Below are 16,394 nucleotides of genomic sequence, written 5' to 3' on the forward strand. Positions count from 1 at the left end.
TTACGTGGACCACCGACAGCAGAAAGGGCGCGCACTCCCGTGTGACAGGAGTGCGCGCCCCGATGGAGCCGACCGGTCTAGGCCCTGACGTTCAGGCCCACCTTCTGGAATTCCTTGAGATCGGAGTACCCCGACTTCGCCATCGACCGACGCAGGCCGCCGACGAGGTTGATCGAGCCGTACGACTCGCGCGACGGGCCGTGCAACACCTGATCCAGGCTCGGACGGTCGCCGGCCGACATGGGCAACAACGCTCCGCGCGGCATCGACGGATGGGCCGCGGCGGACGGCCAGTACCAACCGCCGCCGGGAGCCTCTGCAGCGACGGCCAGCGGAGCGCCGAGAACCGCAGCATCGGCTCCGCAGGCGATGGCCTTGGCGAGCGCACCGGAGGTGGTGATGTCACCGTCGGCGATGACGTGCACGTAGCGTCCGCCGGTCTCGTCCAGGTAGTCCCGCCGCGCCGCGGCCGCATCGGCGATGGCGGTCGCCATCGGAACACCGATACCGAGCACCTCACCGGTGGTCGTGCCACCTTCGACGGAGCCGTAACCGACGATGACGCCCGCCGCGCCGGTACGCATCAGGTGCAGCGCGGTGCGGTGATCGCTCACCCCGCCGGCGATGACGGGAACGTCGAGCTCGGCGATGAAGGTCTTGAGGTTGAGCGGCTCGTCCTCACCGTGGGCGACGTGTTCCGCGGAGATGATCGTGCCTTGAATGACCAGCAGGTCCAGGCCCGATGCCACGAGAGCGGGCGTCAGCGAACGGGCATTCTGCGGGCTCACGCGCACGGCGACGGTCACCCCGGCATCACGGACCTGGCCCACGGCAGCGGCCAGCAGATCCGGCTGCAGCGGCGCGGCGTGCAGCTCTTGCAGAAAGGCGATCGGTGCGTCGGGATCGAGATCGGTTTCGGCGATGTGGATCAACTGATCGAGCTTGGCCTGCACGTCCGAGTGGCGCGCCCAGAGTCCCTCACCGTTGATGACCCCCAGCCCACCCTGGCGGCCCAACTCGATGGCGAACTCGGGTGAGACCAGAGCGTCGGTCGGATGTGCCAGCACCGGAATGTCGAACCGGTAGGCGTCGAGCTGCCAGGCAGTCGAGACCTCCTTCGACGACCGGGTACGACGGGACGGCACGATGTCGATGTCGTCCAGCTGGTAGGTGCGGCGGGCTTCTCTGCCCATGCCGATTTCAACGAGGTCGCGCACGCGCGCACCTTTCTACTTCGAGAGCGAATCGATTCGGCCGAGGAGCGACCGAAGCGACTATCGGGTGGTGTAGTTCGGGGCCTCAGCGGTCATCGTGATGTCGTGCGGATGGCTCTCCTTGAGTCCGGCCGCAGTGATCTGCACGAACTGAGCCTTCTGCAGGTCCTCGATCGAGGTGGCCCCGGTGTACCCCATCGCCGCTCGAAGACCACCGGTGAGCTGGTGGATGACCTGGTTCAGCGGTCCGCGGTACGGGACGCGACCTTCGATGCCCTCGGGCACCAACTTGTCCTCGGCCAGCACATCGTCCTGAAAATAGCGGTCCTTGGAGAACGATTTCGCTCCCCCGCGTCCCTGCATCGCGCCGAGCGAACCCATGCCGCGGTAGCTCTTGAACTGCTTGCCGCCCACCAGAATCAGCTCGCCCGGGGACTCCGCGGTACCGGCCAGCAACGATCCGAGCATGGCGGTCGACGCACCGGCAGCGAGCGCCTTGGCGATGTCGCCGGAGAACTGCAGACCGCCGTCGGCGATGACCGGAACACCGTGCGGCTTGCACGCGGCGACCGCTTCGAGGATCGCGGTGATCTGCGGGGCACCGACGCCTGCGACGACACGCGTGGTGCAGATGGATCCCGGTCCGACGCCCACCTTGACGGCATCCGCGCCCGCCTCGACGAGAGCCAGCGCTCCGGCGCGGGTGGCCACGTTGCCGCCGACGACCTGCACGCGGTCGCCCACCTCGGCCTTGAGCTTGCTGACCATCTCGAGCACCTGCGAATTGTGGCCGTGCGCGGTGTCGACGATGATGACGTCCACGCCGGCGTCGGTCAGTGCCATCGATCGCGCCCAGGCGTCCTGCCCGACGCCTACCGCGGCGCCGACCAGCAGGCGACCGTCACGGTCCTTGGTGGCGTCGGGGTGCTGCTCGGTCTTGACGAAGTCCTTCACGGTGATCAGACCGGTGAGCGCGCCTTTGCCGTCGACGATCGGCAGTTTCTCGATCTTGTGACGACGAAGCAGGCCGAGAGCGGCTTCGGCAGTGACGCCTTCCTGCGCGGTGATCAACGGTGCCTTGGTCATCACGTCGGCGACGCGGCGATTCTGGTCGACCTCGAAGCGCATGTCGCGGTTGGTGATGATGCCGACCAGCGCGCCGGTCTCGTCGGTGACGGGGAGCCCGGAGATACGGAACCGCGCGCACATGGCGTCGACCTCGGCCAGCGAGTCGGTGGGCTTGCAGGTGACCGGATCGGTGACCATCCCGGCCTCCGAACGCTTGACCGTCTCCACCTGGGACGCCTGATCCTGCAACGACAGGTTGCGGTGCAGCACGCCCATACCGCCGGCGCGGGCCATGGCGATGGCCATCCGCGCCTCGGTGACGGTATCCATGGCCGAGCTGACCAGCGGCACCCGCAGCCGAATCTCGCGGGTGATCTGACTGGAGGTGTCGACCGAGCTGGGAATCAGATCCGAAGCGGCCGGCAACAGCAGGACGTCGTCGAACGTGAGGCCGAGCATCGCGACCTTGTTGGGATCGTCGCCGCCTGTGCGGACGTGGGCTCCGGGACTACTCATGCGAATCTGGCCCTCCCTAGAGCCTGGTTGCACTTCGGCGCGGCGTGCGGCCGGTGAGAGCTCGCAGGCGCACCGCCAGTGCGGTGTTGGAGAACGGATGGAGTTTCGGCACTTGCACTCATCTGTTCAGCGCCGTGAACCATGGTATCGGCTAGGGCATCACCAGTGCGAATGCCTCCCGCTGTGGGTGTCCTTCGAACACCGAAATCGCGGTTAGGAGCGTCGTCGGGGGTGAACGCGCCCGGCATGTCGCATTCGAACGGCTGGCGCAGACCCACCAGTCCTGCGTACCGTGGAGGCGTGCGCGATCAACTGCCTCCCGGCCTACCCCCGGATCCGTTCGCCGGAGACCCAGCCGACCCGTCGGCCGCCCTCGACGCCATCGAGCCCGGCCAACCTCTGGATCCTCAGGAGCGGCTCGCCGTCGAAGAGGATCTGGCGGACCTGGCCGTCTACGAGGCACTCCTCGGCCACCGCGGCATTCGCGGCCTGGTCGTGTGCTGCGAGGACTGCCAGCAGGACCACTACCACGACTGGGACATGCTGCGCGCCAACCTGCTGCAGCTCCTGGTCGACGGCACCGTCCGGCCCCACGAGCCGGCCTACGACCCGGTTCCCGATGCCTACGTGACCTGGGACTACTGCCGCGGCTTCGCGGACGCGTCCATGAACGACGCTCTGCACGGCGACGGCTTCGACAGCTGACTCACCTACTGTTCACACGAAGAAGCCCGACACGGTGATCGTGTCGGGCTTCTTCGTTGTCCGAGAGGGAGCCGAGAACCCGGTCAGCTACCGCCGGAGGGAACCGACATACGGTCACGGTTCTCCGAGGTGCTGGTACCACCGGCAGTCGCCGTCGGCTGATCGGGCGCGTCGAGCACCGTCGGCGTGACGTCCGTGGTCGTGGCCGGACTCGGAGTCGTCGTCGTCGGAGGAACCTCGGGCGTGGTCGTTGTCGGAGCCGGAGTGGTCGGCACACCCGTGACGTCGGGCGTGACCGAATCCACCGGAGCCGGCGGCAACAGGACTTCCGGGCTGGGAACCGGAGCCGGAAGGATCGGAGCCGGGGGCAGAACCGGCGCAGGCACCGTCAGCGCCTGTAGTTCCTGCAACAGGCGTGCAAGCCACTGATCCAGTTCGGCGCGCTGACTGTCGTCGAGCACAGCCGAACTGCTGTTCGACGCGCCGTCGAGCAGTGCGCGAGCTGCCGTGGTGTCTCCGGACGAGATGAGGTTTTCGGCCTCTTGCAGCTTGGACGTCGTATCGATCTGCGCCACAGTCGAATCCGCCTGCTCGGAGAAGACGACGGACTTGACGCTCCACAGTGGGTCGTCGGGAGTCGAGTTGTACGAGATGACCACCAGACCACCCATCACCACGGCGATCGCGGCAGCGGCACCTGCGATGGGACGCAACAAACGCATCCGTCCGCCACGGTTCGCCGAGCTCGACCGCGCCATGTCGGCGGCGAGCTTCTCGCGTTCGACGGAGGCGACGACAACATCGAGGGAGGGGCCGGCGGGCATCGCCGGCGTGATCACGTCCGCTCGCCAATTGGCGAGCAGAAGGGCGAGTTGGTACTCGTCTGCGTCATCGGTGGCGATCGGTCCGTCGCCACTGATCGCGTCGATGAACGCATCGTCACGACGTACGGCGACGAGGTCCACCGGACCACCGTCCGCGCCGATGTCGGCATAGGGATCGTTCTGATTCGGTCCAGCGGGGCTCACGTGCTCACCGATACGCGAGATTCCGCGACGCGGCGTCTCATCGGGGCCACCGTGACCATTGTCCCTAGCCATACATTTCACCTGCTCTCACAACTTCGTTCTTCAGTTTTGCGATAGCTCGGTGCTGAGCCACGCGGATAGCGCCTGCAGTGCTGCCGACGGCCGCTGCTGTTTCCTCGGCCGACAACCCGACGACGAGTCGGAGCACCAGAATCTCGCGGTGCTTGGCGGGCAAGGTGTCCAGCAGTGCAGTCATCTGTCGACTCGACTCGGATTCGAGAGCGCGTTGCTCCGGTCCGTGTTCCATCGACACGACATCTGGTACTTCGGCGGCCGGGTCCGATTTGTTACGCGAGGCACTGCGATGGGCATCAGCGACCTTGTGAGCCGCGATGCCGTACACGAATGCCATGAACGGACGACCTTGGTCCTGGTAGCGAGGCAAGGCGGTCATGACTGCCAAACAGACCTCCTGCGCCACGTCGTCGGCCGAAAGCTGACCGCGCTCAGCCGAACCGACTCGCGCCCGGCAATACCGCACGACGAGTGGTCGGATGAATTCCAAGACCCGGGACAGAGCCAGTCGATCGCCTTGCGCTGCGGCAACGACGAAAGAGTCCAACTCCTCACCCGCTGTGTTCATCGTCGACAATTTTCCCCGCGTTACAGGTACGCACCCGCCTGGGAGCGCTTCCACGTGGTGGTGGAACGAGACCAAGGATAGCGACACCACCAAGCCAGAACCGAACCACTCGGTCCGCCCTCGACCCCGGTCCTGGTCAGTCGGTCATCGAACCACCGCGACGATCGATCTCGGCGGCCAAGTCGACGGACGCGACCATCCCGGCATCGAGCCCCCCTGTTCCCTCACACAGCATCGTCGCGGCCCAGCGCAAAGGAAGCAGACCATGCATCCCCGCAGCGTAGGCAACCTGGACGGCGGCTTCGTTGGCGCGGGTGATCTCGCCGATGCAGCTCAGCGCCGCTGCGCACACCAGGTCCGTCTTGACGAGGTGGCGTAACGAATCGGCATCGTTGGCGAGATCCCGAGCGCACTCGGCGTGTCGGACGGCCCCTGAGCCGTCGCCGCGCATCATTGCCAGCTCGGCCGCCACCCAAGCCGCCCGCAGTGCCGGACGCCACGACCCGCTGCCGAACGGACCGTCCCGCTGCGCGGCACTGCGGGCCAGCAGGGTCTCCGAGAGATCGAAGCGTCCGCGACCCAGAGCATCTGCGGCCAGCCCGGTCAACGCATCACTGCGGGCCTCGACCGCATCACCGGACTGCGGAGGGCCCGTGAGACCGACGAGAAAGACTGCCCTGCCGTCGAAGTGGGCTGCCCGCTCGTGGTTGCCGACTTGGCGCAGCCACGACGCCCGGGTCGACGCATGCAGCGACGCAAGCTCAGCGTTGTCGGGTCGCCGACGCCTAAGCTCGACTGCGGCCGCGCCATACCGCCCCTGGCCGGCCAACGCGACACTCCGGTACCAGCTCTCCCGAGGATCGGTGGACGCGGGAAGCGGGAATCGGCCGGGGCTACCGCCGAACGCCGCGTCGAAGAGTTCGGACTGCGTCGCGGTGAACAGCGAGCTCTGCTCTGATGGCACGGACGCAAGGGTAGGGCCCGGTGACGACAGCCTCGCGACGCCGGTGCCGATCCGCGCCCGAGTCACACCGATGCAACGCGCCGCAATTCCGTGGGGTGAATTCACTATCGGTCCGGAAAGGATCTCATTGCATCGTTCCGCGCGCACAGAATGCAGTTTTCAAGGAATTAACAATGTGAACAACGGCCGCTTCGGAGTCGAGAATCTGAACGCCGTGTGGCGAATAGGTTAATCGGCATACTCGAGCGCGCAATCGCCACCGACGAATCGCGTACCGTTCGTGCGCCCATTCGGCCGTCGCCCCGCGCTCCGCGCGCTCGTGTCGGACACCTCGCGCGGCGTCGACCGGACGGCCGAACCTCGGACCCGACACGGGGAGCAGAGCCGCCTCGAACCTCGTCTACACGCTCGCGATCAGCGGAAATACCGACGGAGACGGTGCAATCCGGTCGAGCGAGATGTCAATCGGGGAACGCCGGACGCCATCGGTTCGCGCCGCTGCTTCCGACGCCGGATCACCGGTGCACGCTCCATGGTCTCCCGTCTCGGCGGATTCTTCAACAGGAAGGCCACGCATGCGGGCGAGTCGAAGTAAATATCGCCCGTGTTAATTCTTGGACCCATAACTATGCATTTGCCCACGGTTGAGCACTATTGACTCGATTTCGTGGACACACATAACGTTGTCGGCATTCGGATCACGAATCCGGCAAGCCACACCACCCTAGGAGTTTCCATGCCGCAGCCGAATCATCTCCCTGGGCCGAACGCCGACATCTGGGATTGGCAGATGCACGGCCTGTGCCGTGGTGTCGACTCGTCCATGTTCTTCCACCCGGACGGCGAGCGGGGCCGAGCACGAGCACAGCGCGAGATGCGGGCCAAGGAAATGTGCCGCAGCTGTCCCGTACTCGCACAATGCCGTACCCACGCTCTCAATGTCAGCGAGCCCTACGGGATCTGGGGCGGGATGTCCGAGACCGAGCGAGAACTGCACGCTCGTCACAACCGTCGCCGCATCGCGGTGTAGTCCTCCGGACACGCAAGAAAGCCCCCAACCCGTTCGGGTTGGGGGCTTTCTCGTGTCACCGAACGTCAGTGAGCGTGTCCGTGACCGGAAGAGGGCTCGGAGGCCTCCTCCGGCTTCTCCACGATCGCGCTCTCGGTCGTCAGGATCATGCGTGCAACCGATGCGGCATTGACCACAGCGGAGCGAGTCACCTTGACCGGATCGACGACGCCGTCGGCCAGCAGGTCGCCGTACGTCAGGGTCGCGGCGTTGAATCCGTGGCCCTTCGGCAGTTCTGCAACCTTGCTGACGACGACGGAACCGTCGATACCTGCATTGGAGGCGATCCAGAACAGCGGCGCGTTGAGCGCGGTGCGCACCACGGCAACACCGGTCGCTTCGTCGCCGGTCAGGCCGAGATCATCGGCCAGAGCCAACGCTGCCTGAGTCAGAGCCGAGCCGCCGCCGGGGACGATGCCCTCTTCGACGGCAGCCTTGGCCGCAGCCACAGCGTCGTCGACGCGGAACTTGCGTTCCTTGAGCTCGGTTTCGGTCGCAGCGCCGACCTTGATGACCGCGATGCCGCCCGAGAGCTTCGCCAGACGCTCTTCGAGCTTCTCGCGATCCCACTCGGAGTCGGTGTTCTCGATCTCGCGGCGAAGCTGGCCGACGCGCGCATCGATGTCGTCCTGCGTGCCCGCACCGTCGACGATGGTCGTGTCGTCCTTGCTGACCACGACGCGACGAGCGCGACCGAGCAGCTCGAGACCGGCTTCCTTCAGGCTCAGACCCACATCGGCGGTGATGACCTGCCCGGCCGTCACGACTGCGAGATCGTCGAGGAACGCCTTGCGGCGATCACCGAAGAACGGTGCCTTGACGGCAACGGCCTTGATCGTCTTGCGAATGGAGTTGACGACCAGAGTCGAGAGAACTTCACCCTCGGTGTCCTCGGCGATGATCAGCAACGGCTTGCCGCTCTCGGCAACCTTCTCCAGCAGGGGAAGGAAATCCGGAAGCGAGGTGATCTTCTCGCGGTAGAGCAGTACGTACGCGTCCTCGAGAACAGCTTCCTGCGTGTCCACGTCGGTGACGAAGTACGGCGAGAGGTAGCCCTTGTCGAACTGCACGCCCTCGGTGACCGACAACTCGGTGAGCAGCGTCGAGGACTCCTCGACGGTGACGACGCCGTCTGCGCCGACGCGGGTGAGCGCCTCGCCGACGAGTTCGCCGATCTCGGGGTCACGCGAGGACACGGTGGCGACCTGAGCAATCGCCTGCTTGCCCTCGACCGGGGTTGCGGCAGCGAGCAGCGCCTCGGCGACCTTGTCGGCCGCCTTGGAGATACCGGTGCCGAGCGCGATCGGGTTGGCACCCGCTGCGATGTTCTTCAGACCGCCGCGCACGAGCGCCTGCGCGAGCACCGTCGCGGTGGTGGTTCCATCGCCTGCCACGTCGTTGGTCTTGGTGGCGACGCTCTTGACCAGCTGTGCGCCGAGATTCTCGAACGGATCTTCCAGGTCGATCTCACGAGCGATCGAGACGCCGTCGTTGGTGACGGTCGGACCGCCGAAGGCCTTGGACAGGACGACGTGGCGTCCACGCGGCCCGAGCGTCACCTTGACCGCGTCTGCCAGCTTGTCGACGCCACGTTCGAGAGCGCGGCGCGCTTCCTCGTTGAATTGGATTTGCTTTGCCATGTTTCGGTGTTACTCCTTCGAGTAAAGAAACTCGATCGAACGCACACCGCCCCGGGACCGACACGAAAATCGGATACCGGGGCGGGCTGCGTTGTGGCCTACTTGGCGATGACTGCCAGCACGTCGCGTGCCGACAGAATCAGGTACTCCTCGCCGGCGTACTTGATCTCGGTGCCGCCGTACTTGCTGTAGATGACGGTGTCACCTTCTTTGACGTCGACCGGGATCCGGTTGCCCTTTTCGGTGACACGGCCTTCGCCCACGGCGACGACGGTGCCCTCCTGGGGCTTCTCCTTGGCTGTGTCGGGGATGACCAGACCGGAGGCGGTCGTCGTCTCGGCCTCGTTGGCCTGGACGAGGATCTTGTCCTCGAGCGGCTTGATTTTCACGCTCGCCACGTTGAGCCCTCCAAAGTTATGGGGTACGCGTCCGGGGTCGGATCCCCGGACAGCTGTGTGTATGTACTTCTCGTGCGGTTCTGACAATCGCGGCCTGAGCTCGTTCCCGTCGTCGCGGGTGCCGGGACTTCGCTCGGTGCCATCTAGCACTCTATACACGAGAGTGCCAGCACTCAAGGGCTGGGTTCGCCAGGTTCGCGACATCGCGGTCGCACGCGCGGACACGAGGGTGGCCGGGCACCGTCCCACCCGACAACGACGACCCGAAAACGACGGGATTCGAGCCCGAAACGCCCAAGTTCCGCGTCGTTTCTCGCTGTTTTCCCGGCATCGGCAGATCCATCGAAAAGCCTGGTAAGCGGCAAGAAAGCTCTGTCGAGTAACCGACCGAGCGGCACATTACGCTCGCGTCGGAGCTCGAAGTAACGTTACGATAACGGAGCTGTCCGAACGATAACGATCGACAGCTGTGCCGCGACACGGCACACAGACCAGTCGATTCCGGGCGAATACACAGGGGCGGGAGGTGCAGCATGCGGATAGGAGTGGGTATATCCACCGGATCCGAGGTCGTGTGCGCAGCCCTCGTCACCGTCGACACCGACGGCAGTCGCACGGTCGAGTACCGGACCGTCTCGGCCGATCGCCAGGCGAACACCGACATCGGTGATCTGGTCACCTCTGCCATCGAACTCATGGCCTCGCTGATCCCCGGGCACCGCTCGCCCGACGCGATCGCTGTCACCTACCGCACCGAGGAGCACGCTGCGGGCATTCGCGCGGCGCTGGCCCACACCACCCGCGATGTTCGCCTGGTACCCGAGTCAGCGGCCGCGTTCGCGCACCTGGCGACCACCGGACTGGTCGATCGATACGACACGATCGCCCTCGTCGATCTCGGAGCCGCAGGTATGTCGGTCACGGTCACCGACCGATCCGCCGAGACGGTGCTCGCTCACGACCGGTCCGACGTCGTCGGCGGCGACGCACTCAACGCGCTCGTCAAGAACCTCGTGCAGGACATGACCCGAGACAACCTGCGGGACGACCTTCGCGACGACCGCGGCATCGGCTCTGCGCGGTACCGGTCGATCAAGGAACAGCTCTCCCGCGCCGACGAGGTCCGCATCGAGCGCTACAGCGGGATCCCGCTGACCGTCACGCGGGGCGCATTCGACGCCGCCGCCGCCCCGATGGTCGACGCCGCCGCCCGGTTCGTCCGCGAGGTGTTCGACCGAAGCACGCACGAACCCGAGGCCATAGTGCTGATCGGCGGCGGAGCGCAGATCCCCGTGCTTGCCACCACGCTCACCGATAGCTTCCACGCCCCGGTGATTCGACTCGCCGAACCCGACGCCGTTCTGGCCGTCGGAGCTGCTGGTGTCGCCGCAACGGTCGTCGGGAGCAGCTACCAACTCGTGACGGCGACGCGTACCACTGCGGGCCGAATGAGCCGATACTCCGGTGCGATCGCGGCCGCCGTCGTCGCAGGTGGACTCGTGCTCGCCTACGGAGTGCAGACGATGGCCCCGGCCGACGATCAGAGTGTCTCCCCCGCGGGAAGTGCCACCCGACCCGCCACCGAATCGACCGATGCAGGTCGGCCGATCGCCGAGGGGTACTCGCCCGACGAGGACTCGGCGACGACGGAGGGCGTACCCGGAGACCGACCCGATCCGAGGCAGACCACGATCGAGTCCACCGGATCGTCGACGCGTGTCACCACGACCGACGCACCCACCACAACGCCGACTCTGCGTCCGGCTCCCGACCTCCCACCGTTCGAGTGGCCTGTCGATCCCACGTCGAATCCGGTATCCCCCGAGGTCACTTCCGGAATCCCGATCGATCCGTCGACCCCGGTCACCACGATTCCGGTTCGGCCCTCCGAACCGGTGGAATCGTCGACACCGAGCGACACCACCGAGATCGTCCCCGGTCCGACCCCGGAGCCCACAGTCGAAGCGACTCCCGAGTCGACCCCCGTACCGACCGGATCCATCAGCGTGCCGACCACGGATGCGAGCGGTTCGGAGCAGACTCCGGAACTGACGGCACCACCAACAGTGTGGTCTCCGCCGGTATCGGCTCCCTCGAGCGAACCGCTGTCCGCCGCCGTTCCGTCGACATCACGTTCGTTCGATCCGACCGTCGCTGCCACCGAGGACGCTCAGCCGGGCACCTGACTGGTCGCGACCGAGAGACCGGGATCGGTCACGGCGGTGAGCGCAGACGGCTGCGCACCGCCTGCGACGAGGTGCGCTCCCAGTGCGGCGATCATGACACCGTTGTCGGTGCACAATCGGGGCTTCGGGATTCTCAACGTCAAACCCTGGTCGGCACAACGACGTTCGATCAGCGAACGAATGCGGGAGTTGGCGGTGGCACCCCCGCCGAGGACGATCGTGTCGACGTCGACGTCGGTTGCCGCGCGAACGGCCTTCATCGTCAGGACATCGGCGACCGACTCCTGAAAGGACGCGGCGATGTCTGCGACCGGGATGGGGTCTCCGGCACGGTGCCTGGCCTCGACGAAACGAGCGACGGCGGTCTTGACCCCGGAGAACGAGAAGTCGTACCTGGCATCGCGCGGGCCGGTCATTCCTCGGGGAAACGCGATCGCTGTCGGATCGCCCTCGCGCGCAGCATCATCGAGGGCCGGACCACCCGGATAACCCAGTCCCAGGAGCCGCGCAACCTTGTCGAAGGCCTCCCCGGCTGCGTCGTCGACAGTGGTCCCGAGCTCCGCGATCGGCCGAGACAGATCATCGACGTGGAGAAGATGCGTGTGACCACCGGAGACCAACAGAGCCACGCACGACGGCATCGGGCCGTGCTCGAGCGTGTCGACCGCGACGTGGCCGCCGAGATGGTTGACCGCATAGAAGGGCACGCCCCAGGCCGCGGCGTACGCCTTGGCAGCGGCAACCCCGACCAGCAACGCCCCGGCCAAGCCCGGTCCGATCGTCACAGCGACGGCGTCGGGACGATCGATGCCTGCGGCCGCCAGAGCTCGACGCATGGTCGGCACGATGGCTTCGAGATGCGCGCGCGACGCCACCTCGGGCACCACTCCGCCGTACCGCGCGTGTTCGTCGACGCTGGAGGCCACCTCGTCTGCCATCAGCTCGCACGTCCCTGCCGCGTCCCACCGGACGATCCCGACTCCTGTTTCGTCGCAGGAGCTTTCGATACCCATCACGATCATCGGGCTGATCCTTCTGTCTTCTCGGGCCGACGCATGGTGAAGGCATCGGCTCCGCTCGGCTGGTAGTACCGTGCTCTGGTGCCGACGATCTCGAACCCTTCGCGTCGGTACAACTCGATCGCGGGCTCGTTGTCGGTGCGGACCTCCAGAAAGACCGGTCCACCGTGCTCGTCGGCCACGCGAAGCAATTCGTCGAGCAGTCGCCCGCCGATCCCTCTGCGATGATGCGCCGGATCGACACCGATCGTGTGCACCTCGGACTCACCGACGACGAAGGCACCGCGGGTCGGCTGCCCCAGCAGGGAGATGCCTGCGTAACCGACGACCTCGCCGTTCTCCCGCGCCGTGACGTAATGATTCTGTGGCGCCGCCAGTTCCGCGACGAACGCGTCCTCGGCCCACGGGTCGTCACCCGGGAACAGTACGGTCTCGAGATATGCGCACCGAGCAGCGTCTGCCGCCGTCATCGGCTCGATCGATACCGTCACTTCACAGCCTTCGCCGCGGCGCGCTCGTCGAGCGTCTTGGCGTCGGGGCGGCGCAGGTACAACGGAACGAGCGGACCCGGGTCGATACCGCTGCCGATATCGGCGACGGCGACCGCGACCAACCCGGCCGGAGACGGTGCCTGGACATCGCGAATCGGAAGCGCGAATACCGCAGCGTGCGGTGCCGACCCGGCGACCGCGTCGATTCCGACGGGATCGAATTCGGCCGGGGCGACAACGTCGGGTCCCGCCACTCGCGTTCCCGCTTCGTAACGCGCCCAGTAGATTTCGCGCCGCCGCGCATCGGTCACCACCAACAGGGACCCGGGTTCGGAGACATCTGCGGCGATGGCGTCGAGACTGCAGACTCCGTACACCGGGACGCCGAGTGCGTCACCGAACGCGGCAGCCGTGGCCATGCCCACCCGCAACCCGGTGTACGGGCCGGGACCGACGCCGACGACGACGGCTCCCAACTCGGCCGCGACGATTCCCGCCTCGGCGAGGCACTCGAGAATGTTGGGCGTCAGAATTTCTGCATGCGATCGCGCGTCCACCCGAACCCGCGTGGCGAGGGTCGTGACAACCGCACCGGCGTCGGCGGGCTCGGTCAGGTCCACCACACCTGCGGTGACGGCGGGGGTCGAGGTGTCGACGGCAAGTACAAGCACGATATTTCAGATTACCCGTCACCGGGCATACGGTCGCGCACCCGGTACCCGGTCAGCGTCGTTCTCTCGGATCCGCCTCGCTGTCCACCCGACTCACCGTCACGCGTCGAACATCGGAGTCCGGGTCACGCGTGAGACGAACCGACACATGGCCGTCCGTCAACTTCTCGACCAATCCCTCACCCCACTCGACCACGACCACCGCGTCGGTGAGATCGGTATCGAGGTCGAGAGCATCGAGTTCGTCGACCGCCGACTGTCCGGTCATCCCGAGTCGATAGGCATCGACGTGGACCAGCGCAACCGGCGGTAGTCCATGGGCACGTGGGCCGGGCCGATGCTCGCGAGCGATGACGAACGTCGGCGAGGTGACGCGGCCCTGCACCCCGAGGCCGGCGGCTATCCCCTGGGTCATGGCCGTCTTTCCGGCCCCGAGCGGACCGTCGAGTATCACCAGATCGCCGGCGACCAGAAGGTGTGCAAGCCTCGCACCGAACTCGGCAGTGTCTGCGGCAGTGGCCAATTCGGCCGTCGCAGGCAGGTGCAGAGGGTCGTCAGACAACGCCCCACCGCCGCTTCTTGCCCGCGGCCTCCGTTGCCCGGGCCACGAGCCGCGTGATCGCGCCGTTGACCTGTTCCGGGAATTCGAGTTGCACCAGGTGGCCACCCTGACGGACCCGCACCATCTCCGAACGCGGCAGAGCCTGCGCCAGGGCCTCCGAGCTGGCGAACGGAATGATCCAGTCCTCGTCGCCACACACCACCGACACCGGAATGTTCTCGAATTCCAGCAGCGCCTCGGACTCGTCGTGCAATTCGAGCGTCTCGAGGAAATTGACGATCGTGACGACGGACGTGTCGTCGATCATCGACTGGGAGAACGCCACCAGTCGCGGGGAGACTCTGGTGCCGTAGGACGCCGCGCGCAGGATCGGGGAGATCAGCGCACGCACAGCACCGCGCCCGAACTGCACCAAACCGGGCGACGTCCGTACGGCGAGACGGAAGGCGTCGACCGCCGGATTCTGCAGACTACGACCCACCCCGGACTGCGCAAGACCTGCGGCGGTCGTGGAGATCAGCACCGCGCCGATGACTCTCTGACGCAGCACGTCCGAGCGCTGCCGGGCCATGGACAGGATCGACATGCCGCCCATCGAGTGCCCGACCAGAACGATGCGTCCCCTGGGGACCACCGAGCGAATCACTGCGTCCAGATCGAGGCCGAGCTGACCGATGGTGCAACTGTCCGGGCTCGGTATTCCCGAACGCCCGTGACCGCGCTGATCGTAGAAAACCATGCGTACCGTCGAACCCCACTGCTGTTCGAGCGCACGACGCTGAAAATGCCACGACGACGTGCGCAGGCAGTAACCGTGAACGAACACGACGGTCGTCTCGGCGTCGGACGGGCCCACTTCGCGCACTGCGAGCGGCACGCCGTCGTCCGCGGTGACGATACTGCCGCGATCGGCATCCATCAGGTCGAGATTTTCAGTGGCCAGCGGATCCTTGTTGGACCGGAACGCCGTCTCGCGCACCACAATCGCAATACTCTCCAGCAATCCGAGCATGATCTAGATCGTCGCCTCCCCTGCGAGAGCGCCGACGAACCGTCGTCGGACGCGTCCACGAACGCCGGTGACGACTTCGTAGCTGATGGTCTCGAGCGCATCCGCCCAATCCTGAGCGTGCGCCTCTCCCCTGTCCCCTGGCCCGAAGAGTAGCGCGTCGTCGCCGACTGCGACACCCGAGTGATCGCCGCCGAGGTCGACGACGAATTGATCCATGCACACTCGACCCACCGAGGGATAGCGACGACCTGCGATGGTCACCTCGAACCGCCCGCTGAGCCGGCGGACGACCCCGTCGGCATATCCGAGAGCGACGAGTGCGACCACCGTGTCGGCGGGAGCGGTCCAGGTGTAGCCGTAGGACACCGATTCACCTTCGCTCACCTTCTTGATGTTCGCCACCTGCGCCGACAACGTCATGACCGGGCGTAACCCGAAGGTTCCCAGCTCGGGCACCGGCGACAAGCCGTACAGAGCAATACCCGGGCGGACCATGTCGAAACCGAGGTCGGGCCTGGTCAGCGTGGCGGCCGAGTTGGACAGGTGCACGACGGCGGGAGGCGTTCCCCGTCGAGTGGCGCGCCGCACCGCGTCGCGCAGCCGCTCGGCCTGGGCGTCGTTGGCGGGGTGAGCCGGTTCGTCGGAGCAGGCCAGGTGCGAGAACATCCCGGTCAACTGCACGGCGCCGTCGGCCACTGCTGCCGCAGTAGCGTCGAGGACGGCATCGAGATCCGATTCCGCGACCCCGTTGCGGTTCAGCCCGGTATCGATCTTGAGCGAGAGATCCGCTGTACGACCGAGTCGGCGTGCCGCTTCGACCACGGCGTCCAGCTGGGCAAGCGTGGAGACCCCGATTCCCACGTGCGCGTCGATGGCAGCTGCGAAATCCGAATCCGTTCGGTGCAACCACGCCAGCACCGGAACGGTGATGCCCGCGGCGCGGAGTTCGAGGGCCTCACCGATGGTGGTGACGCCGAGCTCCTGTGCACCTGCTGCGATTGCGGCGTGTGCGACTTCGACGGCACCGTGGTTGTATCCGTCGGCCTTGAGGACAGCCATCACCGCGGCGTCCCCGGCGAACTGCTGCAACACGTGAACGTTGTGCGCCACTGCGTCCAGGTCGACGGACGCCACGGCACCCGAACCCGTCCGAGGATCGGTCCTCTCGTCGTCGCAGCCGATAGTCACAACATTCGATAGTGCCATCC

General features: G+C 66.3%; 16 protein-coding genes. 3 read left to right on the forward strand and 13 right to left on the reverse strand.

Annotation, left to right across the window (positions count from 1 at the left end):
• Nucleotides 1-77 precede the first annotated feature (77 nt).
• Together MTX34_RS01535 and guaB are read right to left on the reverse strand one after the other, a co-directional pair.
• On the reverse strand, nt 78-1,217 hold the full coding sequence (locus MTX34_RS01535) for a GuaB3 family IMP dehydrogenase-related protein (RefSeq protein ID WP_243608212.1): 1,140 nt from the start codon (nt 1,215-1,217) through the stop codon (nt 78-80).
• A 57-nt stretch (nt 1,218-1,274) separates the two neighbouring features.
• The gene (guaB, locus tag MTX34_RS01540; protein WP_243594775.1) at nt 1,275-2,798 is read right to left on the reverse strand and encodes an IMP dehydrogenase; all 1,524 of its coding nucleotides are present in this window, start codon (nt 2,796-2,798) and stop codon (nt 1,275-1,277) included.
• A 300-nt stretch (nt 2,799-3,098) separates the two neighbouring features.
• On the opposite strand from guaB, the gene MTX34_RS01545 reads away from it, so the two are divergent.
• Nucleotides 3,099-3,503 carry a DUF5319 domain-containing protein gene (locus tag MTX34_RS01545; protein ID WP_032378069.1) on the forward strand — a complete coding sequence of 135 codons (405 nt, stop codon included), beginning with the start codon at nt 3,099-3,101 and terminating at the stop codon, nt 3,501-3,503.
• A gap of 83 nt (nt 3,504-3,586) precedes the next feature.
• On the opposite strand, the gene MTX34_RS01550 is transcribed toward MTX34_RS01545, so the two are convergent.
• The 3 genes from MTX34_RS01550 to MTX34_RS01560 all read right to left on the reverse strand — a co-directional run bounded on the left by MTX34_RS01550 (nt 3,587) and on the right by MTX34_RS01560 (nt 6,138).
• Nucleotides 3,587-4,603 (reverse strand): anti-sigma-D factor RsdA, encoded by a 1,017-nt coding sequence (locus MTX34_RS01550; protein WP_243608213.1) that lies wholly within the window; start codon nt 4,601-4,603, stop codon nt 3,587-3,589.
• Nucleotides 4,596-5,174 (reverse strand): sigma-70 family RNA polymerase sigma factor, encoded by a 579-nt coding sequence (locus tag MTX34_RS01555; RefSeq protein WP_243594773.1) that lies wholly within the window; start codon nt 5,172-5,174, stop codon nt 4,596-4,598. The genes MTX34_RS01550 and MTX34_RS01555 overlap by 8 nt, the downstream gene beginning before the upstream one ends.
• A gap of 136 nt (nt 5,175-5,310) precedes the next feature.
• Nucleotides 5,311-6,138 carry a hypothetical protein gene (locus MTX34_RS01560; RefSeq protein WP_243608214.1) on the reverse strand — a complete coding sequence of 276 codons (828 nt, stop codon included), beginning with the start codon at nt 6,136-6,138 and terminating at the stop codon, nt 5,311-5,313.
• A 736-nt stretch (nt 6,139-6,874) separates the two neighbouring features.
• Between MTX34_RS01560 and MTX34_RS01565 the strand changes: the two genes are divergently transcribed.
• Nucleotides 6,875-7,168 (forward strand): WhiB family transcriptional regulator, encoded by a 294-nt coding sequence (locus MTX34_RS01565; protein WP_027496361.1) that lies wholly within the window; start codon nt 6,875-6,877, stop codon nt 7,166-7,168.
• A gap of 65 nt (nt 7,169-7,233) precedes the next feature.
• Here MTX34_RS01565 and groL read toward each other — a convergent pair whose 3' ends face one another.
• Both groL and groES read right to left on the reverse strand, forming a co-directional pair.
• Nucleotides 7,234-8,847, reverse strand: a complete 1,614-nt coding sequence (groL, locus tag MTX34_RS01570) for a chaperonin GroEL (RefSeq protein ID WP_243594771.1) — start codon at nt 8,845-8,847, stop codon at nt 7,234-7,236.
• Nucleotides 8,848-8,945: 98 nt separating this feature from the next.
• Nucleotides 8,946-9,245 carry a co-chaperone GroES gene (gene groES / locus MTX34_RS01575; RefSeq protein ID WP_008718149.1) on the reverse strand — a complete coding sequence of 100 codons (300 nt, stop codon included), beginning with the start codon at nt 9,243-9,245 and terminating at the stop codon, nt 8,946-8,948.
• Between the two features lie 533 nt (nt 9,246-9,778).
• On the opposite strand from groES, the gene MTX34_RS01580 reads away from it, so the two are divergent.
• On the forward strand, nt 9,779-11,431 hold the full coding sequence (locus MTX34_RS01580; RefSeq protein ID WP_243608215.1) for an Hsp70 family protein: 1,653 nt from the start codon (nt 9,779-9,781) through the stop codon (nt 11,429-11,431).
• Here MTX34_RS01580 and tsaD read toward each other — a convergent pair.
• From tsaD to alr, 6 genes are read right to left on the reverse strand one after another with little or no spacing between them, the layout of a single operon-like run.
• Nucleotides 11,416-12,453, reverse strand: a complete 1,038-nt coding sequence (gene tsaD / locus MTX34_RS01585; RefSeq protein ID WP_243608216.1) for a tRNA (adenosine(37)-N6)-threonylcarbamoyltransferase complex transferase subunit TsaD — start codon at nt 12,451-12,453, stop codon at nt 11,416-11,418. The genes MTX34_RS01580 and tsaD overlap by 16 nt on opposite strands.
• On the reverse strand, nt 12,450-12,941 hold the full coding sequence (gene rimI, locus MTX34_RS01590; protein ID WP_243608217.1) for a ribosomal protein S18-alanine N-acetyltransferase: 492 nt from the start codon (nt 12,939-12,941) through the stop codon (nt 12,450-12,452). The genes tsaD and rimI overlap by 4 nt, the downstream gene beginning before the upstream one ends.
• On the reverse strand, nt 12,938-13,612 hold the full coding sequence (gene tsaB / locus MTX34_RS01595; RefSeq protein WP_243608218.1) for a tRNA (adenosine(37)-N6)-threonylcarbamoyltransferase complex dimerization subunit type 1 TsaB: 675 nt from the start codon (nt 13,610-13,612) through the stop codon (nt 12,938-12,940). The genes rimI and tsaB overlap by 4 nt, the downstream gene beginning before the upstream one ends.
• A 52-nt stretch (nt 13,613-13,664) precedes the next feature.
• Nucleotides 13,665-14,174 (reverse strand): tRNA (adenosine(37)-N6)-threonylcarbamoyltransferase complex ATPase subunit type 1 TsaE, encoded by a 510-nt coding sequence (gene tsaE, locus MTX34_RS01600; RefSeq protein WP_374638798.1) that lies wholly within the window; start codon nt 14,172-14,174, stop codon nt 13,665-13,667.
• Complete coding sequence (locus MTX34_RS01605; RefSeq protein ID WP_243608219.1) at nt 14,167-15,186, reverse strand: alpha/beta fold hydrolase; 1,020 nt, start codon at nt 15,184-15,186, stop codon at nt 14,167-14,169. The genes tsaE and MTX34_RS01605 overlap by 8 nt, the downstream gene beginning before the upstream one ends.
• A 3-nt stretch (nt 15,187-15,189) precedes the next feature.
• Nucleotides 15,190-16,392, reverse strand: coding sequence for an alanine racemase (gene alr / locus MTX34_RS01610; RefSeq protein ID WP_374638799.1), 1,203 nt, complete (start codon nt 16,390-16,392; stop codon nt 15,190-15,192).
• Nucleotides 16,393-16,394 lie beyond the last annotated feature (2 nt).

Source organism: Rhodococcus sp. ARC_M5 (genome assembly GCF_022810405.1).
In the GTDB taxonomy this organism is placed as follows: domain Bacteria; phylum Actinomycetota; class Actinomycetes; order Mycobacteriales; family Mycobacteriaceae; genus Rhodococcoides; species Rhodococcoides navarretei.

Excerpts from the sequence above, each read along its gene's own strand:
- guaB (WP_243594775.1), bottom strand. The coding sequence starts at position 2,798 with ATGAGTAGTCCCGGAGCCCACGTCCGCACAGGCGGCGACGATCCCAAC.
- MTX34_RS01555 (WP_243594773.1), bottom strand. The coding sequence starts at position 5,174 with ATGAACACAGCGGGTGAGGAGTTGGACTCTTTCGTCGTTGCCGCAGCG.
- MTX34_RS01605 (WP_243608219.1), bottom strand. The coding sequence starts at position 15,186 with ATGCTCGGATTGCTGGAGAGTATTGCGATTGTGGTGCGCGAGACGGCG.
- MTX34_RS01565 (WP_027496361.1), top strand. The coding sequence starts at position 6,875 with ATGCCGCAGCCGAATCATCTCCCTGGGCCGAACGCCGACATCTGGGAT.
- groL (WP_243594771.1), bottom strand. The coding sequence starts at position 8,847 with ATGGCAAAGCAAATCCAATTCAACGAGGAAGCGCGCCGCGCTCTCGAA.
- MTX34_RS01580 (WP_243608215.1), top strand. The coding sequence starts at position 9,779 with ATGCGGATAGGAGTGGGTATATCCACCGGATCCGAGGTCGTGTGCGCA.
- alr (WP_374638799.1), bottom strand. The coding sequence starts at position 16,392 with ATGGCACTATCGAATGTTGTGACTATCGGCTGCGACGACGAGAGGACC.
- MTX34_RS01550 (WP_243608213.1), bottom strand. The coding sequence starts at position 4,603 with ATGGCTAGGGACAATGGTCACGGTGGCCCCGATGAGACGCCGCGTCGC.
- tsaD (WP_243608216.1), bottom strand. The coding sequence starts at position 12,453 with ATGATCGTGATGGGTATCGAAAGCTCCTGCGACGAAACAGGAGTCGGG.